This window comes from Leucobacter muris (assembly GCF_004028235.1).
Classification (GTDB): domain Bacteria; phylum Actinomycetota; class Actinomycetes; order Actinomycetales; family Microbacteriaceae; genus Leucobacter; species Leucobacter muris.
This window is the reverse complement of record NZ_CP035037.1, coordinates 61,036-73,259: the sequence shown is the minus strand read 5'-3', so window position 1 is coordinate 73,259 and position 12,224 is coordinate 61,036. Positions and strand designations below refer to the sequence as shown.

Genomic DNA, 12,224 nt, shown 5'->3' with positions numbered 1-12,224 from the left:
CACGTCTTCGTCGTCGAACGGGAACTGGGAACGCTCACCAGGCTATGAGGGGGATCATCGCGATATATTGTCGGATCCGGTAAATTTTGGCCATGCGATTATCAGTTTCCGCAGAACCCTCGTTGACGGGCGGCGGCACGCCCTCCCGAGAGGCGGCGTGGCAGCCGCGCTTCGGAGTGCGGCTCAGCACCCTCGAGCAGCGCCTCGGAAGCGACCTCGTGCAGGTCGACGCGCCCGCCGGCGCCGACGACCCGCTGATCCAGGCACTCGACATCTACGACGCCCGCAGCGGCGAGGCCGGCGGCGAGGGGACTCTGCTGAGCATCGTCTCCGCCGACGCCATGCGCTCCGACGAGCTGCTCCGGGCCCTGCGCGCCGCGGCCGGGAAGGGATGCGTCGGAGTCGCGTTCAAGAGCGGCGTCGAGGTGCCCCGGGAGGATTCGGCACCGGTGCCATTCGAACGCCTCGTGCGCGAGGCGGGGCTCGTCGCCGTCGTACTCGCACCGGAGGTGAACTGGCGGGAGTTCGACGCGCTCATCACGAGACTGCTGGGAGAGAACGCCCGCTCGCTCACACTCGCCCCGTCGACGGGCGACAAGCTGTTCGCGATCGCCAACACGGTCGCCCGTGTCTTCGGGGGCTCGGTCGCGATCGAGAACCACCAGCGGGACATCCTCGCCCACTCATCGGTGCTCGATCAGGCCATCGACGAGTTGCGCACCACGGGCATCCTCTTCCGCCGCGCGGGCGACGCGCCCGTCAACGAGCGCCGCTACCGGGAGGTGCTGGCCGCCAATGGGATCGTCCGCTTCGAACGCTACCGGTCGTTCCTCCCCCGGGCGGCCATCGCGATCCGCGCGGGAGCCATCCCCCTCGGCACCATCTGGGTGCTCGACCCCGACGGCGAAGACCCCGCCGCGAGCCCGCTGCCGCCCGAGCGGGAGCGGGTGCTGAGGCAGGCCGCCGACCTCGCGGCCGACGCGATGCTCGGCGAATGGCAGACGAGCACGCGCGACGGCGCCAGGCGCGAAGCCGCGCTCAGACGCATGATCGCCGGAGCCGCCCAACCCGGAGACCGCGAGATCGTCGACCCCTCGGGCATCGCGAACGGGGTGCTGCTGCACTGCGCGGTGCCGCGCACGCAGAGCACCGCGGTGCACACCGCCGAGATCCGCACCTCCCTCGGCCGCTACCTCGCGACCTACGTCCCCGATCTCGTGCTCTTCTCCGACGGCAACGAGATCACGGCGCTCTGCCCCGCCTCACAGGTCGAGACGGTGCGCGAGTGGGTCGTCGCCGCGCTCTCCGAGGTCGACGGATCCGCGCGATCCGCCATCCACGTCGGCCTGAGCGACCCGCATCCGCTCAGCACCGGCCTCCCCCGGGCCAACGAGGAGGCGCGGCAGCTCGCAGCGCTCGCCTCCGGCGTCGCCGAGCAGGTGGGCACGGTGGCCCGGCTGCGACCCCAGCTCTTCTTCGCCGCCTGCCTGTCGCAGCTCGAGCTCGACAGCAGACTCGTGCTGCCGGAGGTGCGGCAGATGCTCGACGCGGATTCGCCCCTCGCCCCGCTCGCCGAGACCCTCGAGTGCTGGCTGGAGCAGGCGTGCAGCATCTCGCGCACCGCGGCCCGGCTCCAGGTGCACGAGCAGACGGTGCGCTACCGCATCCGCAAGCTGCGCGAGCGCCTGGGCTCGGCCGACGGCGACCACCGGGCCCTGCTCATCGCCTGGGCGCAGCTGAGCGCCCTCCGGCTGCAGCAGTCGCTCCCCCGAGACGACGGGGAGTGAGCGGACACCGCGGCTCAGACGCTCGGGAAGACCGGAGGGAACAGCTGCTCGCCGGTCGACCCCTCGGGGCCGGCGAGGGCGTCGCGCCCGGGAGTGCCGCCGCGAGCACGCACCGGCGGCACGCCCTAGGCTGAGGGCATGATCGTCTTCGCAGGCATCGTGCTGCTGCTCAACGCCGTCTACAACGTGATCGTCTGGCCGCGCTTCTGGACGCGCGTCACCAAGGATCCGCGCGCCCGAGACGAGCAGGGCCGGCCCACCGCGTTCTCCCGCGTGCACGCCGTGCTGATCGGCATCGCCCTGCTCATCGCCGTCGTCTCCGCGATCGCGGGCGTGCTCGTGCTCGTCACCTGACGCGAGGAGCCGGGGCGGGCTCAGCCGACGGGCCGCTCGACCGTCACTCCTCTTCCTCTTCGTCGCCGTGAGGGCGACCCGATCCGAGGTGCGTAGCCGGCCCGAGGTGCGAGGCCCCCCCTCGTCGACCCACTCGTGCCCGAGCTCGTCGTTGTGCGCGGGATCAGATTCGTGGTCCGGGGTTCGGCGATCATCATCGATCCGCATCGTGACCTCCTTCTTCGCGGGGCCGCAGAGGCCGCAGCCCTTTCATCCAGGGTACGCGGACCGTGCGGCTTACGATAGAGAGATGAAGCGGATCCTGACCTACGGCACCTTCGACCTCCTGCACTGGGGGCACATCCGGCTGCTCAAGCGCGCACGCGATCTCGGCGACTACCTCGTGGTCGCAGCTTCGACCGAGGAGTTCAACGCCGGCAAGGGCAAGAAGACCTACCACGACTTCGAGACCCGCAAGAACATGCTCGAGGCCGTGCGCTACGTCGACCTCGTCATCCCCGAGCAGTCGTGGGACCAGAAGATCGGCGACGTGCAGAAGTACGAGATCGACGCCGTGGTGATGGGCGGCGACTGGGAGGGCGACGAGCGCTTCGAGATCCTGCGCCCCTACTGCGAGGTCGTCTACCTCGACCGCACCGAGGGGGTCTCGACCACCAAGATCAAGCGCGACCTCGGCGTCAACGCCTGACCTCGGCTGAGGCCGGGCAGAAGCCCGGCCCCAGACGGCCGCCTACAGCACCTTCGAGAGGAACGCCCTGGTGCGCTCCCGCTGCGGGTTGCTGAGCACCTCCGCCGGGTCGCCCGCCTCGACGACCACCCCGCCGTCCATGAAGACGAGCTGATCGGCGACCTCGCGAGCGAAGCCCATCTCGTGCGTCACGACGATCATCGTCATGCCGCTCTCGGCGAGCCCCTTCATCACGTCGAGCACCTCGCCCACGAGCTCGGGATCGAGCGCCGAGGTCGGCTCGTCGAAGAGCATGAGCTTCGGCTCCATCGCGAGCGCGCGGGCGATCGCGACGCGCTGCTGCTGCCCGCCCGACAGGTGAGCGGGATAGTAGTCGTGGCGATCCGCGAGGCCCACCCGAGCGAGCAGCTCGAGCGCCCGCGCCTTCAGCGCCGCCCGGTGTCCCTTCTTCAGCAGCGTCGGCGCGAGCATCACGTTCTCGAGCGCGGTCATGTGCGGGAACAGGTTGAATCGCTGGAACACCATGCCGATGTCGCGTCGCTGCTTCGAGGCCTCGCGCGGGTGCATCTCGTAGAGCTTGTCGTCCTTCTGGCGGTAGCCCACGATCTCGCCGTCCACGAACAGCCGACCGGCGTTCACGGTCTCGAGGTGGTTGATGCAGCGCAGGAACGTCGACTTGCCCGAGCCCGAGGGCCCGACGAGGCAGAGCACCTCGCCGCGCTGCACCTCGAGCGAGATCGACTTCAGCACCAGGTTCGAGCCGTAGGACTTCGAGACGCCCTCGGCCCTCACCATCGGGGTGTCGGTCGCGTGCACGCTCATGCGCCACCTCCTGGACGATTGTGCGGCGGCAGGATCGTATCCCCGCCGGCCCCGGGGTAGGTCGGATATCCGCGCTCGTCGTCCGCAACGGTGATCGCGCCCGTCTCGAGGCTCGGCTTCATCACGTCGGGCCGCTGCCCCACGCCCTTGGCGAAGTGCTTCTCGAGGTAGTACTGGCCCACCATGAGGATGGACGTGATGACGAGGTACCAGATCGAGGCGACGAGCAGCATCGGCACCGGCTTGTAGGTGACGGCCGCGATGTCCTTCTGCTTGGTGAAGAGCTCGAGCGTGAACGGCACCGCCGTCACGAGCGAGGTGGTCTTCAGCATCGAGATCACCTCGTTGCCGGTGGGCGGGATGATCACCCGCATGGCCTGCGGCAGGATCACCCGAGTCATGGTGTGCCACCAGCCGAGGCCCAGCGCGACCGCCGCCTCGTCCTGGCCTTTGTCGACCGACAGCAGGCCGGCCCGCACGATCTCGGCCATGTAGGCGGCCTCGTTGAGTGCGAGGCCGACGATGGCGAGCGTGAACGCCGTCATGATCGCCTTCGTCTCGAACTCGAAGATGGGATCCATGAAGGGGATGCCGATGCCGAGCGTCGGGTAGATCACCGCGAACAGGCCCCAGAACGTCAGCTGCACGTAGACCGGGGTGCCGCGGAAGATCCACAGGTACACCCACGCCACCGATTTGACGATCGGGTTCGGCGACAGTCTCATGATCGCGAGCGACACGCCCAGGATGATCGCGATGACCATCGAGTAGACGGTGAGCTGCAGGGTGTAGCCGGCGGCCGCGAAGATGCGGGTGTCGAAGAGGTACTTGCCGACCTCGGGCCAGTCGAAGGCGGGTCGCTGCGCAGTGTCGATGATGAACAGCACGGCGAGCACCGCGAGGATCACCGCGAGGACGATGCGCCCGGGATGCTTCAGCTTGACGGCCTCGATGGGCTCGGATTCGTAGAACGGCTGGGGCTTCGAGTCGCTGCCCGAAGCCCCGTTCGCCTGCTCTGTCATAGGACGATGCCTTCCTGAGCGATGAATCGCGGGTCAGGAGCCCGCGTTGATCGTCGCCTCTTCGATCGCGCCGTCCTCGACCCCGGCCTTGGTGAGGATCTCGAGGTAGGTGCCGTCGTCGATGAGCGACTGCAGCGCCGCCTGCACCGCCTGGGTGAGGTCTGACGGAGTGCTCGGATCGTCGGCGTTCTTGGCGAGCGCGTAGCCGTAGGGCGCCACGTCGAAGGTCTCGCCCGAGGGGCCGATCTTGTCGCTCTGCGCCGCGATCGCGGCGAGGGTGACGGGCGAGTCGGCGCTGAACGCCTCGGCCTGGCCGAGCACGACGGCGTTGGTGGCCTCGGCCTGGCCCTCGAACGGCATGATCTCGATGGCCGGCTTGCCCGCGGCCTCGCACTCGGCCGACTTGGCGGGCAGCTCGTCGGTGTGCTGGAAGGTGCCCGACTGCACGGCGACCTTGTGGCCGCAGGCGTCGTTCGGGTCGATCCCGGCGCCGAGCGGGGCCGCCCACAGCACGCCCGCCTCGTAGAAGTTGACGAAGTCGACGGTCTTCTGACGCTCGGCGTTATCGGTGAACGAGGAGGAGCCCATGTTCATCTTGCCGCCCTGGATGCTGGGGATGATGGTGTCGAAGCTCGCCTCCTCCCACACCGGCTCGAGGCCGAGCTTGGCGGCGACGGCGCTGGCGAGGTCGACGCCCCAGCCCACGATCTCGCCGCTGGAGTCCTTGTACTCGTTGGGCGGGTACGAGGCGTCGGTGCCGAGCACGAGCTCGCCCGAGTCCTTGATGTCGTCCGGCAGCAGCGCGACCGCGGCCTCGTCGGGCTGGATGCCCGACGTGTCGGCGGCCTCGTGCTGCTCCCCCTCCGTGTTGGTCACGCAGCCGGTGAGCGTGAGCAGAGCGGCTGCGGCGAGGACGGGAACTGCGTAGCGAATCTTCATCGATTCCTCCAGGTGATGGATGGCCGGGAATGCCCGGCGTGCGATCTCGCTCCGAGTGTACTGCTCGCGTGTATCGGGCACATCACAGGATCTCTATGCGGCTCCAGATGCAGGCTGGAGCGCCTCGCCCACAGCGCGTGTTCATGCGGCGAACGGCCACGAAACACCCAGGTAACATTCGGGTTAAGCTAGGTGTCGGGGGAAGTACGCGAAGTTGGACGGTGTCCTCCGGAGAAGCGGGGAGGGGCGCTTCTGCTCGGACACCCGCCTGCGAAAGGGACGACACTGTGCCTAGTGACCCTCGAACCAACGCCGCGGTGCCGACCGATTCACCCGGCCAGCTGCGGCGCGAGCGGCTGCTCGCGAAGATCGACGGCGGCGGGCGCGTCGTCGTGGTGCGAGCCGAGGGCGGCGCGGGCAAGACCGCCCTCATCGCCCGCTGGGTGCGCGAGCAGCGCGGTACCGCGATCGCCTGGGTGACCCTCGACGAGGGCATCATCGACGCCCGCAGCTTCTGGCTTCGCACCTTCACCGCGCTGCGCGCCGCCGCCCCCGACGTGTTCCAGCACCTCTCCGACGGCTACATGAGCGGCTTCATCGCCCCCGAGGACGTGCCCTCGCTGCTCGCCTCCACGCTGCTGCGCGCCGAGCCGCAAGTGGCGCTCGTGCTCGACGACCTGCACCTCACCGACGACGCGCTGCAGGATCAGCTGGTCTCGCTCATGCGCGTCGCCACCCCGCTGCGCATCATCGCCACCACTCGCCAGCGCACCCGGTTCGAGACGCCCCTCACCTCGACGGCCATCGGCACCACGGTCATCGGGTCGGAGGAGCTCGCATTCACCGACGAGGAGCTCGCCCAGCTCGCGGCCGCGCTCCCCTACCCCGCCAGCCAGAACGAGCTCGCGGTGCTCGAGCGCATGACCCGCGGGCACTCGCTCGCGGTGCGGCTCGCGCTCTCGGTGATGGACGGGCTCTCCGCCGACGGCTCCCGCCGCCCCGCACTCGACGAGATCGAGCGCGGCGTCGCAGCCGTGCTCACCGATTTCACCCCCCGCTTCGAGAACACCGAGGAGGAGGCGCTCGCACTCGCCGTCTCGCTGTGCCCCGAGGTCGACGAGGCCCTCGCGAAGCGCCTGGACGACGAGGATCGCGGCTGGTGCGCCATCACCTCGTTCGAGGAGCGCGGTCTCGGCCGCATCACGATGCGTCGCGGCCGCCCCGTGTTCCTCATGCACGCCCTCATCTCGTCGGCCCTGCGCCATCGAGCGCTGCAGGAGCTCAGCCCCGAACGCATCACCGAGGTGCGCCGCATCGCGTTCGACCAGTTGCGCGAGCTCGCCGACCCCGTCGAGACGCTCGCGCTGCTCGTCGACGGCGGCATGGACAGCGCGATCTTCCCCCACTTCGCGCGCTACTTCTCGGAGCTCAGCCAGTTCCGACCGGCGGAGGTGATCGCGCTGCTGAGCCCGATCCCGACCGAGCGGCTCAAGCGCGAAGGCGGGGTGCCCATCACGCTCTCGATCGCCCTCAGCGAGAGCGCGATCATCCCCACCCAGCGCATCAAGCAGCTGCTGCGGATCGGCTTGACCGAGCTGTCGCGGCGCGGTGCCGCCCCCGGCAGCGTCGAGGGCATGTTCGCCGCGCTCGCCAGGTTCGGCGGCATGCGGGTGAGCCGCAACTACGACGAGGCGTCGCGAGCGGGCGAGGAGTTCGTGCGCCTCGTCGCCGGCGCTCATCACTCCGACGGCGCGTCGTGGCTGTACGCCGGCAACCTGCAACTGGTGATCACGGCACTGCTCGCCCACCGCATCAGGCGCGTGATCGAGCTCGCCGCCAGCATGGAGGGCGACCCTCACCCCGGCAGGCCGTATCACACCCGCTCCGTGCTCTCCTTCACGCTCGCATACACCGGCGACCTGGTGGGCGCCGAACGCGAGATCGCGATGATCGGCACGTCGCCGTGGAGCGGCTGGGAGGGCTCGCTCTACGCCCTCGACTGGCACCTCGCCTGCGCGCTCACAGCCGCGAACCGCGACGACCACCGCGGGGCGCTGCGGGCGCTGCAGCCCGTCGCCAAGCGGCTCGATGAGTTCGAGCAGTGGCCCATGATCACCTGGACGCGGGGCGTCGTGCGCCTGGTCGGCGGCGAGGCGGCTCGCGGGCTCGAGGAGCTGGAGGCGACGCGCGACGCGCTGAGCTCGTACCCGTTGAGCTCGGGGTGGGCCGAGGAGCTGCGCGCACTGCACGCCGACCTGCTGCTGGCGACGGGGGATCTGCTGCGCGCCAGGGCGGTGCTGGGCCACCGGGGCGAGGAACCGGTGACCGTGCTCGCCCGGGCCCGGCTGGCGCTGCTCTCGTCTCAGCCCGAGGACGCGGTGGCGCTGCTCGGAGACCTCGAGCCCTCGGCGCTGTACCCGGCGCATCAGGCCCAGCACCTGCTGCTGAGCGCGGCCGCCCACGCGCGCCTCGGCAACGCGGGGTACGCCGCCACGCTGCTGGAACAGGCGCTCTACGCGCTCGACCGCACGAACAACCGGCTGCCCCTCTCGTGGGTGCCGGCCGCCGACCTGCGGGTGCTGCGCACGCTCGTGCCCGACGGCATGTGGATCGAGCCGGTGAGCACGCCGTTCGAGACCGAGACCGAGGCGTTCGAGAAGCTCTCGAAGCGCGAGTCGCTGGTGCTGGTCGAGCTCGCGAGCGACGCCTCGATCGAGGAGATCGCGGCGTCGCTGCACGTCTCGGCGAACACGATCAAGTCGCAGACGCGCAGCATCTACCGCAAGCTGCAGGTGTCGTGCCGCGCCGACGCGCTGCTGCGGGCGCGTCAGGTCGGTCTGCTCTAGCGGGGTGCGGCCTCCCGGCGGGCCCCGGCGCGCGCGATCCCGCGGTGCTCGCAGCGCCTCACCGCGCCTCGGCCGCGCTGCGCCCCGCCCCGCGCCCTACTCGATCTCACCGTCGACCGCGCTCGCGAGCACGCGCGCCTCGGCGAGGGCCTCGGGCTGCGCCGTGCGCGGGTCGACGTCGAGCACCGCGAAGTCGGCGCGCAGGCCGGGCGCGAGCGCCCCGACCTCGTGCTCGCTGCGCAGCTGCCAGGCGGCGTTCGTGGTGTGGGCGCGCAGCGCGTCGAGCCGGGTGACGGCCGTACCGCCGTCGAGGCGCCTGCCGGTGCGCGAGGTGCGGGTCTCGGCGACGGCCATGTTGCGCAGGGGCTCGTAGGGCGTCACCGTGCCGTCGTTGTGGAAGGTGGCGCGGTGGCCGGCGGCGAACGCCGCGCCCGCGTCGGCCCAGCTCGCGCCCCGCTCGCCGAAGAGGTCGTCGACGAGCACGTCGCCCCAGTAGGTGATGTGGTCGACGAAGAGGCTCACGGTGACGCCGAGGTCGGCGGCGCGGCGGAACTGGGCGGGGGTCATGAGTCCGCAGTGCTCGATGCGGAAGCGGTGGTCGCGCAGTGCGAATTCCCTGATCAGGTGCTCGTAGGCGTCGAGGGTGCTGTCGACGGCGACGTCGCCGTGGGAGTGGCAGGCGAGCTGCCAGCCGTCGCCCGCGTACTGCGATCCGATGTCGATGAGCTGCTCGGTGGTGTAGTTCGCGCGCCCGATGTGGCCGGGCTCGAGGCCGATGCCGCGGGTCGCCTCGGTGTCGAGGTACGGGAACGACGTGGCGATGTTGCCCACCCAGGGCGAGCCGTCGCTCCACACCTTGACGCCGGTCTGCCGCACGCGGGCGTCGCCGTTGTCGAGGGGCCTGGTCGCCCGCGCCCCGGGGCGCGACATCTCGTAGCCGCGCACGCGCACGGGCAGGCGCCCGGCGTCGCGCAGCCCGTCGAACAGCGGCCCGAGCTCTCCGGTCCAGGTGAGGTCGGCGACCGTGGTGATGCCGCGCCGGCGCACCTCGGCGAGGTGCTCGGCCATGCGCTGCGGCAGCTGCTGTCGAACGGCGGCCATGACGGGGCCGGCGATCCGCATCACCGCGGCGGCCTCGTAGGCGACGCCGGTGAGCTCGCCCGACGCGTCGCGGCCGTATGAGGCGCCCGCGGGGTCGGGGGTGCCGCGGTCGACGCCGGCCTCGCGGGCCGCGGCGGTGTTGAAGTACGCCGAGTGCAGCGAGTTGTGCACGATGACGAGCGGGATGTCGCCGGCGATCGCGTCGAGGTCTACGATGCTGGGCGGTACGAGCCCGCGCTGCAGCAGGGGATCCCAGCCGTTGGCGAGCACGCGCTCGGGGCGGGGTTCGGCCGCGAGCGCGCGCTTGACCGCGCCCCACACGGCGTCGGCGCTCTCGAGTGTGACGGGACGGATGTCGATGACGTCGCCGCCCAGCAGCTGCGCGGCTTCGGAGGGGTGGCCGTGCGGTTCGATGAGGCCCGGGATCGCCCAGCCCTCGCCGAGGTCGATGCGGCGGGCGGCGGCGGGTGCGGGCACTTCGTCTTGCGAGCCGACGGCGACGATGCGCCCGTGCTCGACGAGCATCGCCTCGGGCGCGGAGGCCGGACCGGCGGTTTCGCCGATGCAGTCGAGGTCGGTGCGCACGAAGCGCCCCGTGATGCGGAGCATGCCGGATCCATCCATCTTCGTGTCCCCTCCCGGGCGGGCGTCGGAGCCCTCACCCCTTTGTACCGGCCGGGGACCCTCGCGGGGAAGCCGGATGACCGCCTTCGCACCCGATTTCACCCGCGGCTCGGGTGAGGGATCCGCCTTCGGTGAGACCGAAACCCGGCGATACGCCTCACCGAAGCCGGATCGCCGACCGAGCGCTGCCCGCCATTGACAGCCCCGGCGCGATCCACGAGTATCGGCAGTGTCGACGGAAGTTCGAAGGCGAGCTCGACCGCGCGGTCGTCTCGCAGCATCCGCCGCGATCAGCTTGAACACTCATCCCATCTCGACGTGGAGGTTGCAGTCATGAAGAAGCTCATCAACGATCCGGCGGACGTTCTCGCCGACGCGCTCAAGGGCCTCGCGAAGGCCCACCCCGAACTCGACGTCGACCACGAGCACCGGGTGATCTATCGCAGCGAGCCGAAGGACCAGGGCAAGGTCGCGCTGCTCTCGGGCGGCGGATCGGGGCACGAGCCCCTGCACGGCGGCTTCGTGGGCCTCGGCATGCTCGACGCCGCGTGCGCCGGCGAGATGTTCACGTCGCCCACCCCCGATCAGGTCGTCGCGGCGACGAAGGCCGCCGACCGCGGCGCCGGCGTGCTGCACATCGTCAAGAACTACACGGGCGACGTGATGAACTTCGAGATGGCGGCCGAGATCGCGGCGGCCGAGAGCGGGGTGGAGGTCGCGACAGTGGTGGTCGCCGACGACGTCGCGGTGCAGGACTCGCTCTACACCGCGGGCCGCCGCGGGGTGGGCCTCACGGTGCTCATGGAGAAGATCGTGGGCGCAGCCGCCGAGGAGGGGCGGGATCTCGCCGCCGTCACCGCGCTCGCCGAGAAGCTCAACGAGCGCGGGCGCTCGATGGGCATGGCGCTCACCAGCTGCACCGTGCCCGCCGCGGGCAAGCCCACCTTCGACCTGCCGGAGGACGAGATCGAGATGGGCGTCGGCATCCACGGCGAGCCCGGCCGCAAGCGCGTTCCGCTCGCCCCGGCCTCCGAGATCGCGACGCAGCTGGTCGAACCGATCCTCGCCGACCGCGACTTCACGGGCGAGCCGGTGATCGTCATGCTCAACGGCATGGGCGGCACGCCGCTCAGCGAGCTGCACCTCATGTACGGGGAGGTCGCCGAGCTGCTCGAGCAGGCCGGCGTCGAGGTGGCACGCACCCTCGTGGGCGACTACATCACGTCCCTCGACATGGCCGGCTGCTCGGTCACGCTGCTCGCCGCCGACGACGAGATCCTGCGGCTCTGGGACGCGCCCGTGCGCACTCCCGGTCTGCGCTGGCTCGCGTAACCGCGCGAGCCCGCACCGCCGCAGGCCGCCGCGCGGCCCCGCACCGTCACCCCAGGAAGGCATCATGACGAACACCATCACCGTCGACACCCTCACCCGCTGGCTCACGGGCTTCGCCGATCGCGTCACCGAGCAGCGCGAGTACCTCACCGAGCTCGACTCCGCCATCGGCGACGCCGACCACGGGGCCAACATGGCCCGCGGCATGGCGGCCGTGGTCGACAAGATCGGGCAGGATCCCGCAGCCACCGCCGACGCCCTGCTGAAGACGACGGGCATGACGCTCGTCTCGTCGGTGGGCGGCGCGAGCGGGCCGCTCTACGGCACCTTCTTCCTGCGCATGGGCGCGAGCGCCGGGGCCGTGCCCGAGCTCGACGCCGCAGCGCTGGGCGCGGCGCTGCGGGCGGGCTACGAGGGGATCCTGCAGCGCGGCAAGGCCGAGCCCGGCGACAAGACCATGATCGACGCCATGCTGCCCGCGCTCGACGCGTACGACGCGGCGGCGGCCTCGGGCTCGCTCGCCGACGCCCTCGCCGCGGCGAGCGCCGCTGCGGCAGAGGGTCGCGACGCGACCGAGCCGCTCGTCGCCCGCAAGGGCCGTGCGAGCTACCTCGGAGAGCGTTCGGCCGGGCACATCGATCCGGGCAGCGCCTCGACGGCGCTGCTCTTCGACGCCCTCGCCGCGGCCGCCTGAGCCAGCACCGCACCC

The 12,224-nt window shown here is 70.9% G+C and carries 10 protein-coding genes; 6 read left to right on the top strand and 4 right to left on the bottom strand.

The genetic code is table 11. The annotated features are described in order from the left end of the window. Nucleotides 1-92: 92 nt before the first annotated feature. From Leucomu_RS00335 to tagD, 3 genes are all read left to right on the top strand, one after another. Nucleotides 93-1,787 carry a PucR family transcriptional regulator gene (locus tag Leucomu_RS00335; RefSeq protein WP_128385977.1) on the top strand — a complete coding sequence of 565 codons (1,695 nt, stop codon included), beginning with the start codon at nucleotides 93-95 and terminating at the stop codon, nucleotides 1,785-1,787. A 138-nt stretch (nucleotides 1,788-1,925) separates the two neighbouring features. Continuing rightward, nucleotides 1,926-2,141, top strand: a complete 216-nt coding sequence (locus tag Leucomu_RS00330) for an SCO4848 family membrane protein (protein WP_128385976.1) — start codon at nucleotides 1,926-1,928, stop codon at nucleotides 2,139-2,141. 289 nt (nucleotides 2,142-2,430) lie between these two features. Beyond that, nucleotides 2,431-2,829, top strand: coding sequence for a glycerol-3-phosphate cytidylyltransferase (tagD, locus tag Leucomu_RS00325; RefSeq protein ID WP_017884163.1), 399 nt, complete (start codon nucleotides 2,431-2,433; stop codon nucleotides 2,827-2,829). A 42-nt stretch (nucleotides 2,830-2,871) separates the two neighbouring features. Here tagD and Leucomu_RS00320 read toward each other — a convergent pair whose 3' ends face one another. From Leucomu_RS00320 to Leucomu_RS00310, 3 genes are read right to left on the bottom strand one after another with little or no spacing between them, the layout of a single operon-like run. Continuing rightward, the gene (locus Leucomu_RS00320; RefSeq protein WP_323368296.1) at nucleotides 2,872-3,651 is read right to left on the bottom strand and encodes an amino acid ABC transporter ATP-binding protein; all 780 of its coding nucleotides are present in this window, start codon (nucleotides 3,649-3,651) and stop codon (nucleotides 2,872-2,874) included. Beyond that, a complete protein-coding gene (locus tag Leucomu_RS00315; protein ID WP_128385975.1) occupies nucleotides 3,648-4,673 on the bottom strand; it encodes an amino acid ABC transporter permease in 1,026 nt (341 codons plus the stop codon). The genes Leucomu_RS00320 and Leucomu_RS00315 overlap by 4 nt, the downstream gene beginning before the upstream one ends. A gap of 33 nt (nucleotides 4,674-4,706) precedes the next feature. Next, entirely contained in the window at nucleotides 4,707-5,612 is a 906-nt protein-coding gene (locus Leucomu_RS00310; protein WP_128385974.1) for an ABC transporter substrate-binding protein, read from the bottom strand. A gap of 317 nt (nucleotides 5,613-5,929) precedes the next feature. Here Leucomu_RS00310 and Leucomu_RS00305 point away from each other — a divergent pair, with 317 nt between their 5' ends. Further along, on the top strand, nucleotides 5,930-8,458 hold the full coding sequence (locus Leucomu_RS00305) for a LuxR C-terminal-related transcriptional regulator (RefSeq protein ID WP_164884477.1): 2,529 nt from the start codon (nucleotides 5,930-5,932) through the stop codon (nucleotides 8,456-8,458). Between the two features lie 96 nt (nucleotides 8,459-8,554). On the opposite strand, the gene Leucomu_RS00300 is transcribed toward Leucomu_RS00305, so the two are convergent. Further along, nucleotides 8,555-10,168: an amidohydrolase gene (locus Leucomu_RS00300; protein WP_128385972.1), complete on the bottom strand. Its 1,614-nt coding sequence runs from the start codon at nucleotides 10,166-10,168 to the stop codon at nucleotides 8,555-8,557. A gap of 348 nt (nucleotides 10,169-10,516) precedes the next feature. Here Leucomu_RS00300 and dhaK point away from each other — a divergent pair, with 348 nt between their 5' ends. Together dhaK and dhaL are read left to right on the top strand one after the other, a co-directional pair. Then, nucleotides 10,517-11,515, top strand: a complete 999-nt coding sequence (gene dhaK, locus Leucomu_RS00295; protein WP_128385971.1) for a dihydroxyacetone kinase subunit DhaK — start codon at nucleotides 10,517-10,519, stop codon at nucleotides 11,513-11,515. Between the two features lie 64 nt (nucleotides 11,516-11,579). Beyond that, entirely contained in the window at nucleotides 11,580-12,209 is a 630-nt protein-coding gene (dhaL, locus tag Leucomu_RS00290) for a dihydroxyacetone kinase subunit DhaL (protein ID WP_128385970.1), read from the top strand. Nucleotides 12,210-12,224: the final 15 nt, after the last annotated feature.